The organism is Plantibacter sp. VKM Ac-2876, from assembly GCF_015350715.1.
GTDB lineage: Bacteria > Actinomycetota > Actinomycetes > Actinomycetales > Microbacteriaceae > Plantibacter > Plantibacter auratus.
In genome coordinates this window covers 470,241-486,086 of record NZ_JADKSI010000003.1, presented here as the reverse complement: position 1 = coordinate 486,086, position 15,846 = coordinate 470,241, and the positions used below count along the sequence as shown (strand labels likewise).

At 68.3% G+C, this 15,846-nt stretch carries 25 protein-coding genes and 2 tRNA genes; 9 read left to right on the top strand and 18 right to left on the bottom strand.

Translation table 11 applies throughout. The features are described 5' to 3' along the window. Positions 1-39: 39 nt before the first annotated feature. From ITJ62_RS14855 to ITJ62_RS14815, 9 genes are all read right to left on the bottom strand, one after another. Entirely contained in the window at positions 40-1,176 is a 1,137-nt protein-coding gene (locus ITJ62_RS14855) for a UDP-N-acetylmuramate dehydrogenase (protein WP_194603685.1), read from the bottom strand. An 11-nt stretch (positions 1,177-1,187) separates the two neighbouring features. Further along, the gene (locus tag ITJ62_RS14850; RefSeq protein WP_228498516.1) at positions 1,188-1,619 is read right to left on the bottom strand and encodes a MaoC family dehydratase; all 432 of its coding nucleotides are present in this window, start codon (positions 1,617-1,619) and stop codon (positions 1,188-1,190) included. Continuing rightward, entirely contained in the window at positions 1,616-2,065 is a 450-nt protein-coding gene (locus ITJ62_RS14845) for a MaoC family dehydratase N-terminal domain-containing protein (RefSeq protein ID WP_085512810.1), read from the bottom strand. Before ITJ62_RS14845 ends, ITJ62_RS14850 begins: the two co-directional genes overlap by 4 nt. Before the next feature lie 63 nt (positions 2,066-2,128). Next, a complete protein-coding gene (locus ITJ62_RS14840; RefSeq protein ID WP_194603681.1) occupies positions 2,129-2,926 on the bottom strand; it encodes a sulfite exporter TauE/SafE family protein in 798 nt (265 codons plus the stop codon). Next, positions 2,923-3,513 (bottom strand): histidine phosphatase family protein, encoded by a 591-nt coding sequence (locus ITJ62_RS14835; RefSeq protein WP_138945172.1) that lies wholly within the window; start codon positions 3,511-3,513, stop codon positions 2,923-2,925. Before ITJ62_RS14835 ends, ITJ62_RS14840 begins: the two co-directional genes overlap by 4 nt. Positions 3,514-3,522: 9 nt before the next feature. Continuing rightward, positions 3,523-3,876 (bottom strand): DUF3253 domain-containing protein, encoded by a 354-nt coding sequence (locus tag ITJ62_RS14830; RefSeq protein WP_194603678.1) that lies wholly within the window; start codon positions 3,874-3,876, stop codon positions 3,523-3,525. Positions 3,877-3,897: 21 nt separating this feature from the next. Then, complete coding sequence (locus tag ITJ62_RS14825; protein ID WP_071258729.1) at positions 3,898-4,326, bottom strand: ImmA/IrrE family metallo-endopeptidase; 429 nt, start codon at positions 4,324-4,326, stop codon at positions 3,898-3,900. Beyond that, the gene (locus ITJ62_RS14820; RefSeq protein ID WP_085512825.1) at positions 4,289-4,732 is read right to left on the bottom strand and encodes a helix-turn-helix domain-containing protein; all 444 of its coding nucleotides are present in this window, start codon (positions 4,730-4,732) and stop codon (positions 4,289-4,291) included. Before ITJ62_RS14820 ends, ITJ62_RS14825 begins: the two co-directional genes overlap by 38 nt. A gap of 57 nt (positions 4,733-4,789) precedes the next feature. Then, on the bottom strand, positions 4,790-5,038 hold the full coding sequence (locus tag ITJ62_RS14815; RefSeq protein WP_194603675.1) for a hypothetical protein: 249 nt from the start codon (positions 5,036-5,038) through the stop codon (positions 4,790-4,792). 339 nt (positions 5,039-5,377) lie between these two features. On the opposite strand from ITJ62_RS14815, the gene ITJ62_RS14810 reads away from it, so the two are divergent. Then, positions 5,378-6,028, top strand: coding sequence for a M23 family metallopeptidase (locus ITJ62_RS14810; protein ID WP_194603672.1), 651 nt, complete (start codon positions 5,378-5,380; stop codon positions 6,026-6,028). Between the two features lie 103 nt (positions 6,029-6,131). Beyond that, the gene (locus tag ITJ62_RS14805) at positions 6,132-6,821 is read left to right on the top strand and encodes a M23 family metallopeptidase (RefSeq protein WP_194603669.1); all 690 of its coding nucleotides are present in this window, start codon (positions 6,132-6,134) and stop codon (positions 6,819-6,821) included. 102 nt (positions 6,822-6,923) lie between these two features. On the opposite strand, the gene ITJ62_RS14800 is transcribed toward ITJ62_RS14805, so the two are convergent. Then, positions 6,924-7,625, bottom strand: coding sequence for an SDR family oxidoreductase (locus ITJ62_RS14800; protein WP_194603666.1), 702 nt, complete (start codon positions 7,623-7,625; stop codon positions 6,924-6,926). Positions 7,626-7,717: 92 nt separating this feature from the next. Here ITJ62_RS14800 and ITJ62_RS14795 point away from each other — a divergent pair, with 92 nt between their 5' ends. From ITJ62_RS14795 to ITJ62_RS14780, 4 genes are all read left to right on the top strand, one after another. Then, positions 7,718-8,116 carry a MerR family transcriptional regulator gene (locus ITJ62_RS14795; RefSeq protein ID WP_194603663.1) on the top strand — a complete coding sequence of 133 codons (399 nt, stop codon included), beginning with the start codon at positions 7,718-7,720 and terminating at the stop codon, positions 8,114-8,116. A gap of 140 nt (positions 8,117-8,256) precedes the next feature. Then, positions 8,257-8,835: a hypothetical protein gene (locus tag ITJ62_RS14790; protein WP_194603660.1), complete on the top strand. Its 579-nt coding sequence runs from the start codon at positions 8,257-8,259 to the stop codon at positions 8,833-8,835. Positions 8,836-8,917: 82 nt separating this feature from the next. Then, complete coding sequence (locus tag ITJ62_RS14785; RefSeq protein ID WP_194603658.1) at positions 8,918-9,469, top strand: hypothetical protein; 552 nt, start codon at positions 8,918-8,920, stop codon at positions 9,467-9,469. A gap of 37 nt (positions 9,470-9,506) precedes the next feature. Continuing rightward, positions 9,507-10,004, top strand: a complete 498-nt coding sequence (locus ITJ62_RS14780; protein ID WP_194603655.1) for a DUF3592 domain-containing protein — start codon at positions 9,507-9,509, stop codon at positions 10,002-10,004. A 39-nt stretch (positions 10,005-10,043) separates the two neighbouring features. Here the strand turns inward: ITJ62_RS14780 and ITJ62_RS14775 are convergent, their stop codons facing one another. Continuing rightward, positions 10,044-10,349 (bottom strand): nucleotidyltransferase family protein, encoded by a 306-nt coding sequence (locus ITJ62_RS14775; protein WP_194603652.1) that lies wholly within the window; start codon positions 10,347-10,349, stop codon positions 10,044-10,046. Between the two features lie 271 nt (positions 10,350-10,620). Here ITJ62_RS14775 and otsB point away from each other — a divergent pair, with 271 nt between their 5' ends. The 3 genes from otsB (at position 10,621) to ITJ62_RS14760 (ending at position 12,412) form a co-directional block, all read left to right on the top strand. Then, on the top strand, positions 10,621-11,397 hold the full coding sequence (otsB, locus tag ITJ62_RS14770) for a trehalose-phosphatase (RefSeq protein ID WP_194603649.1): 777 nt from the start codon (positions 10,621-10,623) through the stop codon (positions 11,395-11,397). Between the two features lie 144 nt (positions 11,398-11,541). Next, positions 11,542-11,976, top strand: a complete 435-nt coding sequence (locus ITJ62_RS14765; protein WP_194603633.1) for a hypothetical protein — start codon at positions 11,542-11,544, stop codon at positions 11,974-11,976. Positions 11,977-12,202: 226 nt separating this feature from the next. Then, on the top strand, positions 12,203-12,412 hold the full coding sequence (locus tag ITJ62_RS14760; protein WP_194603630.1) for a hypothetical protein: 210 nt from the start codon (positions 12,203-12,205) through the stop codon (positions 12,410-12,412). A gap of 139 nt (positions 12,413-12,551) precedes the next feature. Here ITJ62_RS14760 and ITJ62_RS19075 read toward each other — a convergent pair whose 3' ends face one another. The 7 genes from ITJ62_RS19075 to ITJ62_RS14725 all read right to left on the bottom strand — a co-directional run bounded on the left by ITJ62_RS19075 (position 12,552) and on the right by ITJ62_RS14725 (position 15,719). After that, positions 12,552-13,112 carry a hypothetical protein gene (locus ITJ62_RS19075; RefSeq protein WP_228498512.1) on the bottom strand — a complete coding sequence of 187 codons (561 nt, stop codon included), beginning with the start codon at positions 13,110-13,112 and terminating at the stop codon, positions 12,552-12,554. Continuing rightward, positions 13,105-13,416 carry a hypothetical protein gene (locus ITJ62_RS14750; protein WP_194603628.1) on the bottom strand — a complete coding sequence of 104 codons (312 nt, stop codon included), beginning with the start codon at positions 13,414-13,416 and terminating at the stop codon, positions 13,105-13,107. The genes ITJ62_RS19075 and ITJ62_RS14750 overlap by 8 nt, the downstream gene beginning before the upstream one ends. Before the next feature lie 164 nt (positions 13,417-13,580). Further along, positions 13,581-13,802, bottom strand: coding sequence for a hypothetical protein (locus tag ITJ62_RS14745; protein WP_194603625.1), 222 nt, complete (start codon positions 13,800-13,802; stop codon positions 13,581-13,583). Positions 13,803-14,058: 256 nt separating this feature from the next. Next, positions 14,059-14,135: transfer RNA gene (locus tag ITJ62_RS14740), tRNA-Met, on the bottom strand. 42 nt (positions 14,136-14,177) lie between these two features. Next, positions 14,178-14,249 (bottom strand) — tRNA-Thr (locus ITJ62_RS14735). A gap of 80 nt (positions 14,250-14,329) precedes the next feature. After that, positions 14,330-15,268, bottom strand: coding sequence for a lytic murein transglycosylase (locus ITJ62_RS19365; protein ID WP_370581939.1), 939 nt, complete (start codon positions 15,266-15,268; stop codon positions 14,330-14,332). 73 nt (positions 15,269-15,341) lie between these two features. Continuing rightward, positions 15,342-15,719: a PGPGW domain-containing protein gene (locus ITJ62_RS14725; protein ID WP_137243944.1), complete on the bottom strand. Its 378-nt coding sequence runs from the start codon at positions 15,717-15,719 to the stop codon at positions 15,342-15,344. Positions 15,720-15,846 lie beyond the last annotated feature (127 nt).

Genomic DNA, 15,846 nt, shown 5'->3' with positions numbered 1-15,846 from the left:
TCCGCTCGCCCGTCTCCGGGTGAGCGGACCTCGGCAGCGTCAGATCGTGACGCCGACCACCACGGGCTCGGGCTGCAGGAGGACGCCGAACTCGGCGTGGACGCGCGCCTGCACGAATCGCGCGAGCTCGGCGACCTCGGTGGCGGTCGCCCCGCCCCGGTTCGTCAGGGCGAGCGTGTGCTTCGTGGAGACCGCGGCGTGCGATCCGGGGAGCGCGAACCCGCGACGGACGCCGGCCCGCTCGATCAGCCAGGCGGCCGAGAGCTTCGCGAGGCGCTCCACGGGAGCCGGTCGGGGCGGGTTGACGACCTCGCCGAGCGGGAAGACGTACTCGGTGTCGTCGTCGGCCGCCGGGTCGACCGGCCACCACGGGGCGTCTCCCGGCAGCGATCGGGCGACGTGCTCGGACACGATCGGGTTCGTGAAGAACGACCCGGCGCTGGCGGTGTCGGGGTCGTCGGGATCGAGCACCATCCCCTTCGACGCGCGGAGCGCCAGGACCGTCGTGCGCACCTGGGCCAGGCGGACCTGCTCACCGACCTCCACGCCGAGCGCGAAGGCGAGCTGCTGATAGGCGATCGGTGCGGCCAGGCCGTCGACACCGACGTCGTCGAGGTCGATGATGATCGCCACGACCACGCCGGAGCGCTCAGGCTCTCCGCCACCGTGGCGCTTCAAGACCGACGTCCGGTACCCGAGCCCGAGCTCCGCGGCCGGAACGCGCTCGACGGTCTGCGACTCCTCGTCGAGCAGGTCGACGGCGACGAGCGACGACACGATCTCCTGCCCGTAGGCCCCGATGTTCTGGACGGGGGCAGCCCCACAGGACCCCGGGATGCCGGAGAGCGCCTCGATGCCCGCGAAGCCGTGCTCCACGGTGAAGGCGACGAGCGCGTCCCAGTCCTCGCCGGCCTGCACCCGCAACCGGACGCGACCGGACGGTGCGTCCAGGCGTTCGATGCCGCGGTTGGCCGCCCGGATGACGGTCGCGTCGAGGGGCTCGTCGCCGATCAGCAGGTTCGACCCGCCACCGAGCAGCAGCCACGGCTGGTCGGTGTTCCAGACGTCGAGCACTTCCTCGATCAGCTCTGCCTCGCTCGTGCACTCCACGAAGGCTGCAGCGGGCCCACCCACCCCGAGGGTGGTGAGCTCGCTCAGACGGATGGCGTCGTTCATGGTCCTCCGGGTCAGGCGAAGCTGACGACGAGCTGCGCCTTGCCGAGCACCGTCTGCTCGGCGTAGGTGACGGTGAGGTCGACGCGCGCGGTGCGCGCTTCCTCGTCGACCTTGCCGACCTCGGCGACGATCTGGAGGTCGGCGCCGGTCTCGGGGTCGACGACGACCGGTCGGGTGAACCGCACCTGGTACTCGAGCACCCGCCCGGGGTCGCCGATCCAGTCGACCACCGGCTGGGCCGCGATCCCCATCGTCAGCATGCCGTGGGCGAGCACGCCCGGCAGCCCGACGGAGGCCGCGACGTCGTCGCGGTAGTGGATGGGGTTGAAGTCTCCGGAGGCACCGGCGTATCGCACGAGCGCATCGCGCGTCAGGTGGACGGTCCGCTCCGCGACGACGTCGCCGACAGCCGGCATGGTCGGGGTCTGCTGCACGTCGCTCATCCTTCGTCTCCTCGCACCACGAGCGTCGAGGTCGCGGTGACCACCGGCTCGCCGGTGGCGTCGGTCATGACCGAGTCGCACGTCACCATCGAGTGGCCGCCCAGGGACTTCACCGCGGTGACGGTCAGCTGCGCGGTGAGCTCGTCGCCGGCGACGATCGGACGGTGGTGCACGAAGCGCTGGTCGCCGTGGACCACCCGGCTGAAGTCGATACCTGCGTCGGGTGCGGCGAGCAGTTGCTGGAGCGTGTGCTCCTGGACGACGACGGCGAAGGTGGGCGGCGCCACGACGTCGGCGTATCCTGCGGCGCGGGCCGCCTCCGGGTCGAGGTTGATCGGGTTCGTCGCGAAGACGGCCCGCGAGAACTCGCGGATCTTCTCGCGTCCGACCAGGTACGGGGCGACGGGCGGGAAGACCCGACCGGCGAGCTCTGGGTTCACTGACACGCCCTCCAGCCTACCCGCTGCCTCGACTCGACGACCGGGCACGGATGGACCGGCGAGGGTCGGTCAGGAGCGCTTGAGCGCCTGGAACACCATGCGGATGGCGATGACCACGAGGAACGCCGCGAAGAGCAGGTTGCCGACGAACGGCGGGACGACCGACGCGACGATGGCGCCGAGGGCCGTGGTCGTGCAGGCGGCGACACCGATGATCGCTGCGGCCGTCAGGTCGACGTTGCCTCGCCGGACGTTGCCGATGGTGCCGGAGATCGCGGTCGGCACCATCATGAGCAGCGAGGTGCCCTTCGCGATGAGGTCGCTCGCGCCGAACAAGAGAATGAGCATCGGCACGACGACGACCCCGCCGCCGATGCCGAGTAGCCCCGACAGGACGCCGGTCAGGAAGCCGAGCACGATGAGACCGATGATCGAGCCGACGTGCAGATCGATCTCGGCCGTGCGGGACGGGACGATCAGGAACAGCGAGACCACCACGACGAGCAGGAAGCCGATGAAGCCCCACTGGAGCGCCTTCTTGGGGAGCTTGGACAGGAGGTAGCTGCCGAGTTGTGCGCCGCCGATCGCACCGATCGCCAGCAAGATCGCCGCCACCCAGTCGACGGTGCCGTTCACCGCGTAGGACACGACGCCGACGAGCGAGGTCGGGACGATCGCGGCGAGCGACGTCCCGGCGGCGAGCCGCTGGCCGAAGCCGAGGAGGAAGACGACGGCGGGGACGATGAGGATGCCTCCGCCGACCCCGAACAGCCCGGAGAGGAATCCGGCGGTCAGTCCGATGCCGATGAGCCAGGCGATGCCCGACGGGGAGCGGACCGGACGGCCGGTCGGGTCGCTCCCGCTCACTGCGCGCTGGAGCCGGACAGCGCCGTCTCGAGCGAGGGCGTCGTGCGAGCGGTACCGGCGTCCAGGAGCGACCAACCGGTGTCGGTCGCCTCGATGACCGACACGGAGCAGTTCTCCAGCGGTGGGACCGTCGTGCCGGAGAGGTGGCTGAGGGTGAGGCGGATGAGGGTGCCGTGGCTCACGACGAGGACGTTCTGCCCGGGGAAGTCGCGTGCGATGGCGTCGATCCCGCGGAGTCCACGTTCGATGACCGACTCCTCGGTCTCGAGGTTCGGGTACTGGTGGTCGGGCCAGTTCTCGAGGACCATCTGCGCCGTCGCGCCTTCGGCGTCGCCGTAGTGGCGCTCGACCACGTCGGGGTAGGTGGGGCCGAGTTCGAGACCGAGCGCGTCCGCGATGATCTGCGCGGTCTCGCGCGCGCGCCCCAGCGGGGAGCTGACGACGACGTCCCAGGTGCCGGTGAGCCGAGGGGCGACCGTGGCCGCCTGCTCCCGCCCGGTGTCGTTCAGGGGGATGTCCGTCGTGCCCTGCAGCCGTCGTTCGAAGTTCCAGGCGGTCTGTCCGTGACGGATGAGGGCGATGGTCATGTCTCCAGCCTAACCGGCGTCGGACCGAGCTCCTCCGGTCTCAGGACGACAGGGGGCGCACGACTCGACGTCGGCGTCCTTGGCCCATCGGATCCGGATGGGGCCGCGGACCGTCGCGCGGTCGACCGCCTCGTCGCCCTGCGTGATCCGCACCCGGCCTTCGTCGACCAAGCGCCAGGCGACCCGGCGGGTATCGTCCATCAGCGCTCGCCAGTCGTCGCCACCGACCGCTCGAGCGACATCGGACGGACAGATGGACGAGGTCGCGGCCCGCTTCCCCAGCAGGTCGAGCATCGTCGACTCCAAGAGGTCGTCGTCCACGGCTGCCGCAGGCGTCGGGTCCGGTGCGGCTTCGTCGGTCATGGTCCCAGTATGCGCGCGCCGCTACGCGAGGTCGGCGTGCTGGGACAGATCCGCATGCTGCGCGACGAACGCCCGGGCGAGGCGCTTCGTGACGCCGAGTTCCGCGACGAGATGCTCGAGGTCCGGCGCCCAGCGCGCGATGGCTCGGAACTCGTCCAGGTCGATGAGGTTCGACGCGGCGAATCGGTCGGCCTGCACCTCGTGCTTCGGTCGGTCGTCCTCGTGACCGAGCACGCAGTGCGCGATGCCGTGGGCGAGGGCGTTCCGCCGATGGACGGACCGGAGCGACTCCTGGATGACGATCGTGTGCGCGGACGGCAGCCAGCGCTCATGGGACACCCGCAGGGGCCGGAAGATCACGGCGAGACCGAGCTCCTCCGCGTGCGCATACGGGTCGTAGGCGCGCCCTCGCTCACGGGGCTTCCGGCTCGGGTTGCTCCAGTTCTCCATCGGTGATTGCCGCCCCACGTTCCCCCTCCAACTGCTCCGTCGTCCACGACGCAGCTTCCCTCTGCCGGCGTCTGCGATCCAGCTCGTCATTCGTAGCAGTGGTGTCCGACACCGGAGCCACACGCTCGTCGTCGCTCGCCTGCAGTTCGGCCTCGATCCGGCTCATCCCCCCGACCGCTTGCAGGGCGTCGGCCAGGAGTCGCACCGGATCAGCACCGGTCGCCGCGCAGAGCGTGACGAAGGTCGGGCCGCTGATCTCGCTGCGACCGGCGAGGACGCGTTGCAGCGTCGTCGGACTCATCCCCGTCGCCTCAGCCAGGGCGCGCTGATTCATGCGTCGCCGCTTGTAGGCGGCGACGAGCTCGTCCGCCAACGCCTGATTGACCATAGCCTCTGCTGCGTTCACGTTCCGATCGTAGCCAGAAACCCTGTCGTGAACGGCAGAAAACCTGCCTCATGCGCTCTATAGTGTCACCTCCGACCTGAATGATGCCAGATGAGACAACTTCTGGAAACCATCCGGGTCGTCCATCACCACCCACGACGCCTGAGGAGGCACTATGACCGAACACCGGACATCACCGGAACCACCGACACCACCGACACCACCGCCCGTCCCGTTTCCAGCACAGCGGATCATCCGCACCGTGATCCAGACGACCGCGGCCGTGATCTTGAGCTCGGTGGCCTGCATCACGACCGCGAGCATCATCGCGCCACAACTCCTGGAGGCGATCCGGGAACTCCTTCCGGACGACGTCTACGCCTGGGCGGCGGCGGCCGTGGCCACGACGGCGGCGATCGCCGCAGCGCTGGCCCGGATCATGGCGATCCCCGGCGTGAACGGGTTCCTGACGAGGCTGAGAGCAGGATCCACACCCCGCCATGCTCGACCCGATTCGGACGTCGAATATGCCTCTGAAGAAAGAATTTCACGGTGAATCGGCAAAATGAACTGGACAAGACGACGAGATCGTCGTAGAGTCTCTCTCGAACACACGTTCGAATGCCGGAGGACACTTCCTCCACGAAACAACAGATTGGAGGCAGAGTGGCGCTCAACAACTACGTGCTGAACGGCCCGTCCACGGTGATCGCGGACGACAACCGCGATCCCTACGTGTCCTGGCAGAACCACCTCGACCGCACCGGCCGAGGCGGGGTCGACCTCGTCGCCGCTGTGGGCACCCCGGTGCTCGCACCCACGCCCGGAACCATGAACTGGGTTCCGAACGACGGATCAGCGGGCAACTCGTGCCGCTTCAACCATGACCAGAACCCCGGATGGGCCGATGTGTTCTCGCACCTCGACCGATACGTCGGGAGCAACGGTCAGCACTTCAACCAGGGCGACATCATCGCCTATTCGGGCAACACGGGAGGCGTGCCTCAGCACCTCCACCGTCACCTGCTCGACCCCTCTGGCAGCCGCCAGAACCCGTGGAGCTACTTCGGCTCCGCGAACCCATCCACAAACACAGGAGAACTACTCGTGAAGATCATCCGTCAGGGACAGTCCGGCTACGTCTGGCAGGGCAAGCAGACCTTCGGCGCCATCGCGCTCGTCGGCCCCGGCTACGTCCGCTACATCGCAGCACCCGTCGTCTACGACGCGCTGGTGCCGACGTACGGGCCGTACGTGAACCTCACGGGCGACCAGTTCTACACCACCATCCGGGAGCTCACGTCGAACCAGGCGTAGCGCACCGGTGACCTCGAGTCACCACAGACCGGCAACGGAGAACGGCCTCCGAGCAGACCGTAACTGCTCGGGGGCCCACCCTCCGCGCCACGAAAGGAGCCACATGGTCCTCCGCTATCAACACCCGTTTCCGCAGATGGATCTGGCCGACGGCTGGGGATCGATGGCCGGCGGGCGGACCCAACCGCACCGCGGGCTCGACTACCAGCCCGGCGCCGGAGCCGCGGTCCCGGCGGTCGCAGCGGGCGTCGTCTCAGCCAACCGGTGGAACGCGGCGCTCGGCAACGTCCTCGTCATCGCTCACCCCGACGGCATGTACTCGGGCTACTGCCACCTGGCGGCCGCCTCACCGCACCAGGTCGGCGCGGCGATCGTCCGCGGCGAACCCGTCGGCGTCGTCGGGAACACCGGGTCCGCTTCCAGCGGAGCCCATCTGCACCTCACCATCACCTTCACCGCGGACGGCACGTGGAACAACGCCGACATCGGGGTCACCACCGATCCGTATCCGTTCATCAACGCTCGCCTGAACGGCGAGGACCCAGGACACCCGCTCAAGGAGTCAGACATGCCCAAGATCATCAGCGTGCCGGCCGGCACCATCGCGCTCGTCACCGAGACGTTCGGAACGATGTACACCTCACCCGGCGGCGCGCAGGGGTTCTCCATCGCCGCCAACACGAAGGCCTACGGTCAGGTCACCGGCCTGACCGAAGACCAGGTGAAGACCCTTGTGGCCGAGGCGAACGCCCGAGGCCAGCGCATCGCCGACCTCGTCGCGGCCGCGCGGTAACGCACGCCGGCATGAGGAAGCCCCCGAGCAGACCGTAACTGCTCGGGGGCTTCCTCCATTCTGCACCGTGCACGTCCGGAGCACAGCGTGCAGGCTCGATGCTCAGGCGAACTGTGCGTAGAACGCGTCAGGGTCGTGGGCGAGCGACGCCTTGACCATCGCGCTCCAGTCGTCGACGACGACCTCGGAAGCGCCGGCCGCGACGCCGTCGAGGCTCGCCCGTGCGACGTCCGCAGGGTCGACCATGGGGCCGTCGTAGCCGGCCATGATGTCGGTGTCGGCGGCCCCGAGGTGGAGCCCCTGCACCGTGACACCCTTCGGGGCGAGTTCCAGACGGACCGCGTTCGTCATGTTCCACTCCGCCGCCTTGGCCGCGGCGTATCCGCCGGAGCCGGGGTGGGCGAACCAGCTCAGGGCGGAGAGCACGTTGACGATCGTCCCTCCACCGTTCGCTCCGATCACCGGCGCGAACGCACGCACCATGGCGAGGTTGCCCCAGTAGTGCGTGTCCATCTCGCGCCGAGCGTCCGCGAGGTCGCCGGTCAGCATCGAGCCCTGCGTGGCGATCCCGGCGTTGTTGACGAGCAACGTGACGTCGGTCGCGATCTCGGCCGCCGCAGCGACGGACGCCTGATCGGTGATGTCGAGCTGCAGCACTTCCACGCCCGGGATGTCGACGAGTTCCGGGCGCCGCGCGGTCGCGTACACCTTCGAGGCCCCGCGCTCGAGCAGCTGCACGACGAACCTGCGTCCGATGCCCCGGTTCGAGCCGGTGACGAGTGCGACGGATCCTGCGATGTCCATGATTCCCTTCCGCGTGCGGGGCGATCCCGCAGCAGCCTGGTTAGGCTAAGACCTCACATCAATGTCAGGTGCAAGCCAGGAACGGAAGCTCGATGCGCATCGGAGATCTCGCGGCTCGGACCGGGGTGAGCGTCCGCTCGCTCCGCTACTACGAGGAGCAGGGGCTGCTCACGGCCACCCGCACGACGAGTGGCCAGCGGACCTACGAACGAGCGGCGGTGGAACGCGTCGAGCTCGTGCAGCAGCTCTTCGCGGCCGGCCTGCCGAGCCGCACGATCGTCCAGCTGCTCCCCTGCGTCGATGCGGGGGTCGCGACGCCGGAGTCGCTCGCGCTGCTTCGGACCGAACGCGACCGCATCACCGCGCAGATGGCCGACCTCGAAGCAGCACGCGCCCGCTTGGAAACGGTCATCGACATCACGCTCCACCCGACGCCGGAGCACTGCCCCGCGCTGCGAGAGGAGCTTCCGGCCGAGCTGGACGCCGCCTGACGCCATCCGGCACGGCTCCGGCAGGGCCAACCCATCGCGGCTACCATGACCACGTCGGAGGTCGAGGGCTACCGGTCGCTCGCCCTCGCGGCAGCCGAGTCGGGCACGCCTGAGCCCGACTCCCGATCCGGGGGTCAGTGATGAATGAATCAGCGAAGCAGGGGCCAGCGAGTCAGGGACCAGCGACCGCGACCGAGTCGGTCGCCGCCCAGGCGGCGCGCACCCGGCTCGAGGAGCGCGTGGCGGGCATCGAGTCGATTTTGATCTCGGTCCCCATGCTGCTGCTCGAGATCGCCCTCATCCTCTCGCTGTTCGTCCCCTACGCGAGCCAGACGAAGACGGACGAGGACCCCGAGTCCTTCAACCTGTTCTTCTTCCTCGCGGGATTCGCCGATCGTGACGACGACGGCGACCCGGAAGCCGCCTCGATCCTGTTCGCGAGCGCGTTCCTGGTACTCATCGTGGTGATCATCGGCACGATCTGCACCGCGCCGATGCTCGCGGGCAAGCGGGTCTCGTCGCGAGCGGGAGCGACTGCGGTCACCTTCATCATCGTGCTCATCCTCGGCAACGTCGGCGCCTGGATCGTGATGCTGATGGGGGTCTATGCCGACTCACCCTGGACCATCGGGCCCGCCCTGCCACTCCTCAACCTCGGCACCCTGCTCGCGGCGATGATCGCCTTCATGCCCGGGTACCGTCGCATCTGGGAGCGATAGCAGTTCGAGGTCAGTGTGCGATGGGGAGCACTGCCCATCCGACGATCGTCGCGGACTCTCGCCGCGTTGCCATACTGAGTCCGTGAGTGGAACCGACGTTGCGCCGACGGGCGTGCTGCAGGACTATCAGTGGGCCGTCGAGGCCGAGCTCCAGAACACCCCGTTCGCCGTCACCAGCCTCCCCGACGGCTTCCAGGTCGGGTACGACCTCGCGGACGCCCGCTGGTGGAACGTCCTCCAGCTGAACGAGGTGTCCGACAGCATCACCTACACCGTGCGGGTCGATGAGCGACGTCGGCGGTTCAGTATCACCGACACGGTCAAGCGGATGAGCTGGTCGGCTGGTGCCTCCGGCTTCGTCCCGCGCCTCTCCTGGTCGTTCTCCTGGCAGTCCGGCCGAGTCCGGTACGGCAGGGTCATCATGCTCGGGACCTCTCCCGGCGGGTTCGAGATCGCGTTCAGTCCCGAAAACGAACGCGCGCGCATCAAGGAGATCGGCGAGGAACTCGGTCTGCGTCCCCGCATGAGCTCCCACGTCAGCATCGGGCTCTGGGCGGCGGCCGGTGGCGTCGCGATCGGCCTGATCGGGCCCGCCATCATCATGCTGAGTCTTTCCCTCACTGGGAACCAGTGATGCAGGAGCTTCGAATCGGGACGGTGGCGCACTGGTGATGGCACGGAAACGCGCGACGGGCGACACACGGGGCTTCCTGCACAGCAGGGTGTTCCAGACGGTCGCGATCGTCCTGATGCTGTTGGCCGGTCCGGTGGCCGTGGTCGTCGGTTCCTTCATGATGGCTGCCGACAGTGACCTGTTGCAGAACGGGGAGCGGACGAGTGGGACGGTCACCGAGGTGGACGATGGAAGGAGGGCGTCGGACCACCGGTTCAGGACCGACTATCTGGCACCCGACGGTTCGCCGCAGCGTGTCTGGGCGGACTGGCCACTCGACGGCAAACCCGCCGTCGGCGACGTCGTCACCGTGATCTATCGAGCGGACGACCCCGGCACGGCGGTGCTCGAGGGCTATGACGGACCGGGGACCTCGGTCGTCGGCATCGGTATCGTGCTGACCGGCGTGAGTCTCCTGATCGGCACCGCCATGCTCGTCGGCGTCCTGCTCCGTGCAGGCCGGGGGCCCGACCCCGGCGAGACTTCGAAGGGCTGACGCCACGCTGTTCGCGCATCCCACAAGAGAGCTGCCGATTCAGGCCGCATACAGCTCTTCTGCGCCGGCGTAGGCCGAGGCAGCGAAGTACGGGTTCCGAACAGCGGACGCCATCACGAGGTCGACCGGACGGCCGAACAAGGACTCAAGGTCTTCTCGAAGACCGAAGTACGCGTCGAACGGATCTGTCGACCCCGGTACGAACTCGACGAGCAGGTCGACGTCGCTCCGGCCATCGTCGAACTGATCGGACAGTGCGGAGCCGAAGACGCGCAACCTGGCGACCCCTCGCGCGCGACAGATCACTCCGAGCGCGCTCGCGTCGACCGAGATCCGTGACGTCATGGAGGGAAGTCTCCCGATTCCGCACCAGCTAGGGCAGGCAGAAGGGCCCGAACTCGTGCTCGTCCCGATCTCGGTGGAGTGGGGCTCGTGGCCACCGTGCACAATGAACGACGTCGCCCTGTCCTCGGCGATCGAGGGTGACCGCGTCGACGTCACGGCCTGCCCCGATCTCGTCGAGCGCATCGATGCCTTCTCCAGGTTGGCGCGTCTGACCCCCCAGGTGTCGCCTGCTCAACCGTCCGCGGCCGCGGGGCGAAGCTAGGCTTGGTTGATGAGCTCCGATGACGAAGTGATTCAAGCCATCACCGCTGGTTCGGATGCAGGACTCGTGATGGATTTCGACGGCGTCCTCTCCCCGATGACGGACGAGCCGGCCCTCAGCGAGTTGCTGCCTGGCACGGCGCAGACGCTCGAAAACCTGGCTGGGAAGCTCTCCACGGTCGCGCTCCTCTCGGGGCGCCCGGTGAGTTTCCTCGCCGACCGCGCCACGATCCCCGGTGTCGATCTCTACGGGTCGTACGGTCTCGAACGTCTCACCGACGGCGGCATCGACGTCGTGCCCGAAGCCCAGGAGTGGACGGCTGCTGTCCAGTCAGCGACGCGTGAACTCCACCGGGAACTCGACAGCATCGACGGTGTCGACGTCGAAGAGAAGTCCCTCGCCGTCGCGGTCCACTGGCGCCGTGCACTCGACCGCGCGGCGGCCGAGCAATTGGTGGCGCCGCTCGTCGAGCGCATCATCGACGAGTTCGGGCTCAGGCGGGAACCCGGCAAGTGCGTCGAAGAGCTGCGGATGCCCTTGGATGAGGACAAAGGCACGGCGCTGCACAGGATCATCCGGGCTGATGGCTTGGGTGTTGTCGCATACGCCGGTGACGACCGTGGGGATCTGCCTGCGTTCCGGGTGGCGCTGGCCAGCGGCGGGTATGCGCTCGTCGTCGACGGCCCCGATGCTGCGGAGGAGGTCGCTCGGATGCCCGGAGTCCACTTCTCCGGTCCCGGCGAGTTCCAGCAGTGGCTCCAGCAACTCGACGACGCTCTCGGGTGACCGGATCGCTCTGAGAACCAGTAGCCTCGATGACATCCTCGCCGCGTCGGCGGGCACGCTCAGTGCACGCACGCCCTCACGGCAGGGCGGCATCACACCAGGGGGAAACGCATGAAACACTCGTCCGTGCGATGCATCGCCGTCGTGTCCGCAGTCGTCGTCCTCAGCGTGAGCATTGCTGGCTGTACCTCATCGTCGTCGCCTGAACAGACCGCCACGGCAGGCGGATCCGGCTCGGCAGTCGCGGCAGCTACGACCTGCGGCGCTGTGTCCGTCATCTTCGCGAATCTCCAGACCGCAGACTCGGATTTCAGGGCCGGCCGCATCACGGAGGCAGAGTGGGTTGCCATGACCAACCTCGCCAAGACGGATCTCGACGGCATACGCAGGTTCCGCGATTGGGGCCTTCAGGACGAGCTCAGTGGACTGACCGACTACATGACGACTCATGAGGCGTTGCCGTCTGGCGCACGGTTCGACTCGACAACCGATGAGTTCGGTGGGCTCCAGAACGACGTGCGAGACGCCTGCGAAGCCAACGGCTCGCCGGTCACGACGTTCGCAACCTCGGGCGGTTGAAGCCTCTGACGCCGACGACGATGTGACTCCGACCTCGTGGAGCGTCGTCCTGCCCACCCGTGTTCGGCGCGAACAACGATGACCTGAATCGACCTGCAGGGAATGTCGCTCAACACTCGGACGGTTGTGGGCAGAAGGCGTCCGACGGGTTGCGCGGCAGACGGCGAGGATCACCTGCCGCCGAACAGGCGTTGCGGTTCCACGGCCCCTGCTGCACGCTGGGGTCATGCGAGAGATGGTGGGAAGCCGGGGCGAGATGGTCGGCGGGCTGCTCGTGGTCGCGGCCTCGGTCGCACTGCTTGTCGCCGCGTTCGCCTACGGTGCAGGAGACGAGCTCGCGTTCTTCGTGCTGATCACCGCCTTCGCTGCGGGGACGACGGGGTTCGGTGTACTCGTCGCGAGCCGCGAGGCCCGCTTCCGGCGCGACAAGCGCTGACGCACGGTCAGACGGCCAGCGGTGAACACTCCCGATGCGGCGAGGAGCGCGTCTCAGGCGATGGTCGTGCCGCTCCAGGAACCCCTGGGCGGCCGATCCCCGATCAGCCGAGTGTCACCGACGGTCTGACCGAGTACAGCTAGAAGCCGGCGGCGATCAGCTGAGCCGCGGGATTCCAGCCCTCCGGCGGCGGGTCCCGCGGGCTGGTGCTCCACCACGGCATCCCCTTGGCGATCCACGCCTCGCGCAACTGCTCGTGGGTGCGGTTCGCGTCGTCGTTGCCGAACTCGGTGCCGCAGCTCGGGCAGATGTCCCAGAAGGCGAGCCCGTCGCGAGAGGGCGGGCTGTCGAGCCCGGGGTAACCGCACACCGGGCAGGTGTAGGTCTCAGCGCTGGCGGGCATTGCAGTAGCCGCTTCTTGCGCTACGGCGCGCTGCTGGGCGCGGATGCGCCGTTGATGGCGGAACGTGAGCGTCCCGCGAAGCTTCAGGAGGAGCCACAGGAGCAGCAACCCGGCCAGCGCCACCTTCAGCAACACCGGCGAGCCGGGCGCGCCGAAGATGACGACCGCTGCGCTGCCTCCCCCGACGACGAGCGTGATCCATCCGAGAACTTCGGCGGTGAGGAACCACTTCTCGTACTTGAGCATGCGATCAGGGTTGGGCAAGCGCCGGAGCCGGTGCGGTTGCTGCTCAGGCATGCGACTTCTCGCCGCTCCCGGCACCGAGCTGGAGTCGCTTCAGTTCCGTGCGGCGTGCAATCCGGCGTCGTGTGGAATGGATCGCGAACAGGAGGGGTACCGTCACGAAGAAGATCGCCCACACGACGAAGGCCAGAAGACTGGCGGCGCCGACCGGCTTCCCCAACGAGAGCGTGCCGAGGACTGCGACGATCAAGCCGCCGAGTCCGAAGACGAATACCGTCCACCAGATGATCGCGAACACCAGGTAGACCCGTGCAGCACGGCGCAGCTTGTGGGTTGGCGCGACGTCGCTCGATGTCATGAGTGTCAACCTATCGGGGTACCGGAGGGATGACGATGGGTAGCGGTGCCCCCTCTCTACCGCCCGCTGCTCCCAGCCTTCACCGTCGAACGCACGCCGCTCCGTCAGTGTCCCGATGGGGGCCAGGTCCTCCGGTTCGACATCGAGCGCCGCGGCACGTCCGGTCAATCCCTGCGGGCCAACAGCCACGACGTCACGGCAGCGGCGACACAGAGTACGGCGAATATGGCGACAATCGCCCAGTCCTGGATGACGATCCCCAAGACGACGAACGCGCCGAAGATGACCGCCGCGATGACGACATGTACCCGGTAGAGGCTCAAGATCGTTCCCCTCGCGCCCTGATCCGCGCCGGCCCGTTTCCTGTCGGACTTCTTCTCGGACATCGCATGTACCCCCACGTGCTGAACCCGCTCGGCTGTGCCCAACGGTACCCACGATTGGCAGCGCACTCCAAAGCCTTTCGAGCGACCGTGCGCCCGCGATCCGGCCCGTATGCGCTCCGCGAGCTTCGGCATCGTTTGCTCATGCAGCTGCACGGAGCGGCACCTTGGTCGTCACCGAGGACGATGTAGCGATTGCCACGGCCCAACAGAAAAGCACCGAAGAAATCTCCGGTGCTTCTCTCTTGAACAGCTGATCTGGTAGCAGGAGAGAGATTCGAACTCTCGACCTCACGATTATGAGTCGTGCGCTCTCACCAACTGAGCTACCCTGCCACGTCTCTCCGTATGCCGGCGAGAGCAGTGACGGAGAGAACGAGCCCCGAGCGGGACTTGAACCCGCGACCTCTTCCTTACCAAGGAAGTGCTCTACCACTGAGCTATCGGAGCGCGAACCAAACCGCTCACGCGGAAATGGCACCAGTAGAGACTAGCATCCCGCGAGGGGTGCTTCGTACACCGGATCGGGATCAGTTCGCGGCGAAGGTGTCCGCGGCATGGACGACCTTCTGCAGGTACGACGCGGCCCCGTTGTACGACCCGATCGCCGCGATCCAGTCGGCCTCGATGCGGAGGTCCCGGCCACCGTGGCACAGGTAATGCGCTGCGGCGAGCGCCGCGTCGTCGATCTGCTGCGGGTCCGCGACACCGTCGCCGTTCCCATCCGCTCCCCACCGCTGCCAGGTGGACGGGATGAACTGCATCGGCCCGACCGCACGATCCCATCTGGCGTCGCCGTCGAAGGCGCCGCGGTCCGTGTCGGTGACGGCGTCGAACTCGGTGCCGGTGAGCGCCGGGCCGACGATGGGTGGAACGGCCCGACCGGCGTCGTCGAGCGCACCGCCGAAGATCGTGCCGTGGCCGGACTCGACGCTGCCGAGCGCGGCCAGGGTGTTCCAGGCGATCCCGCAGCCCGGCTGGCTCTCAGCGACGGCGAGCGCCGCACCGGCGTAGGCGACCATCGCCCGCTCGGGGATGCCGAGGCGGAGCGCCGTGGCCGTCGCCCAGGCACGGTCCACCCGGTCGGTGACGGCCGTCGGCGCTGTTCCGGCCGAGCCCGCGGCGGGGATGCCCGGTCCCTCGACGGCGGCATGTGGCGCGGTTCCGAGGGTCGAGTCCCGTGCTTCCGCTCGACTGATGAGCTCCGGTCCCCAGACGACCGCTGCCACGATGACGGCGAGACCGACGATCGCGACCGCCCCGCCGGCGACGAGCCATCTAACACGGATGCCCGACCGCCGGTTCCGTCGTGTCGGCGCGGCTGGGCGCCGGGAGCCGTTGCGCGCACGGTTCGGTCGGGATCGCGGCTTCCGCGTCGAGCGGCTCGCGCTGGGCGTTCGTCGTCCGGACGCTGCGGTCTTGCGTTGTGCGGGCCGGCTGGCACCACTCCCCTTCGCCGATGTCCCCACCGGTCCACCGTAGCCGGGTGGTGGTACCGGCACGGTTCGCCCACGCGAGCCGGGTCAGCGATGGGCCGCAGGTTCAGTGCTCCTGGGCGGCCTTCGCGGCCTGCTTGGCCTGACGCTTCGCCCGAAGGTCTTTCGCGACGGCGACGCCCTTCTTGGCGGCGGCGTTCGCCTTCGTGCTGGCCTGCTTCGCACCCTCGAACTCCGAGGCGAGGACGGCGAGCCCGCCGACGGCGATCAGTGCGCCCGGTCCGGGGAGCGGGATCAGAGCCACGCCGAGCGCCACGGTGCCACCGCCGACGACTCCGACACCCGCCCGATACACCCGGTTCGCGGTCGGATTCCGACGGATGATGCCACGCGTCGTCCGGGCCGCTGATCCGGCGATGCCTCCCGCCTGCGCGGCGACGCGCTTCGCCGTGCTGCGGGCCGAGCCGTCCGATTCCGTGGTCATGTCCCCACTCTAAGCAGGGCGGGCGGGTCGGTGGCCGGGAATCCGGTCCGAATCGACAGCCGCGCGCCCGCCCTGGCGACACCGTGCTGGCCAGTCCACGAGCGGCGACGGGCCCCGTGAATGGCCT

Excerpts from the sequence above, each read along its gene's own strand:
- ITJ62_RS14800 (WP_194603666.1), bottom strand. The coding sequence starts at position 7,625 with ATGGACATCGCAGGATCCGTCGCACTCGTCACCGGCTCGAACCGGGGC.
- ITJ62_RS14750 (WP_194603628.1), bottom strand. The coding sequence starts at position 13,416 with ATGACATCGAGCGACGTCGCGCCAACCCACAAGCTGCGCCGTGCTGCA.
- ITJ62_RS14850 (WP_228498516.1), bottom strand. The coding sequence starts at position 1,619 with ATGAGCGACGTGCAGCAGACCCCGACCATGCCGGCTGTCGGCGACGTC.
- ITJ62_RS14835 (WP_138945172.1), bottom strand. The coding sequence starts at position 3,513 with ATGACCATCGCCCTCATCCGTCACGGACAGACCGCCTGGAACTTCGAA.
- ITJ62_RS14725 (WP_137243944.1), bottom strand. The coding sequence starts at position 15,719 with ATGACCACGGAATCGGACGGCTCGGCCCGCAGCACGGCGAAGCGCGTC.
- ITJ62_RS14745 (WP_194603625.1), bottom strand. The coding sequence starts at position 13,802 with ATGTCCGAGAAGAAGTCCGACAGGAAACGGGCCGGCGCGGATCAGGGC.
- ITJ62_RS14830 (WP_194603678.1), bottom strand. The coding sequence starts at position 3,876 with ATGACCGACGAAGCCGCACCGGACCCGACGCCTGCGGCAGCCGTGGAC.
- ITJ62_RS14825 (WP_071258729.1), bottom strand. The coding sequence starts at position 4,326 with ATGGAGAACTGGAGCAACCCGAGCCGGAAGCCCCGTGAGCGAGGGCGC.
- ITJ62_RS14780 (WP_194603655.1), top strand. The coding sequence starts at position 9,507 with ATGGCACGGAAACGCGCGACGGGCGACACACGGGGCTTCCTGCACAGC.
- ITJ62_RS19075 (WP_228498512.1), bottom strand. The coding sequence starts at position 13,112 with ATGCCTGAGCAGCAACCGCACCGGCTCCGGCGCTTGCCCAACCCTGAT.
- ITJ62_RS14795 (WP_194603663.1), top strand. The coding sequence starts at position 7,718 with ATGCGCATCGGAGATCTCGCGGCTCGGACCGGGGTGAGCGTCCGCTCG.
- ITJ62_RS14805 (WP_194603669.1), top strand. The coding sequence starts at position 6,132 with ATGGTCCTCCGCTATCAACACCCGTTTCCGCAGATGGATCTGGCCGAC.
- ITJ62_RS14760 (WP_194603630.1), top strand. The coding sequence starts at position 12,203 with ATGCGAGAGATGGTGGGAAGCCGGGGCGAGATGGTCGGCGGGCTGCTC.
- ITJ62_RS14855 (WP_194603685.1), bottom strand. The coding sequence starts at position 1,176 with ATGAACGACGCCATCCGTCTGAGCGAGCTCACCACCCTCGGGGTGGGT.
- ITJ62_RS14775 (WP_194603652.1), bottom strand. The coding sequence starts at position 10,349 with ATGACGTCACGGATCTCGGTCGACGCGAGCGCGCTCGGAGTGATCTGT.
- ITJ62_RS14815 (WP_194603675.1), bottom strand. The coding sequence starts at position 5,038 with ATGATGCTCGCGGTCGTGATGCAGGCCACCGAGCTCAAGATCACGGCC.
- otsB (WP_194603649.1), top strand. The coding sequence starts at position 10,621 with ATGAGCTCCGATGACGAAGTGATTCAAGCCATCACCGCTGGTTCGGAT.
- ITJ62_RS14790 (WP_194603660.1), top strand. The coding sequence starts at position 8,257 with ATGAATGAATCAGCGAAGCAGGGGCCAGCGAGTCAGGGACCAGCGACC.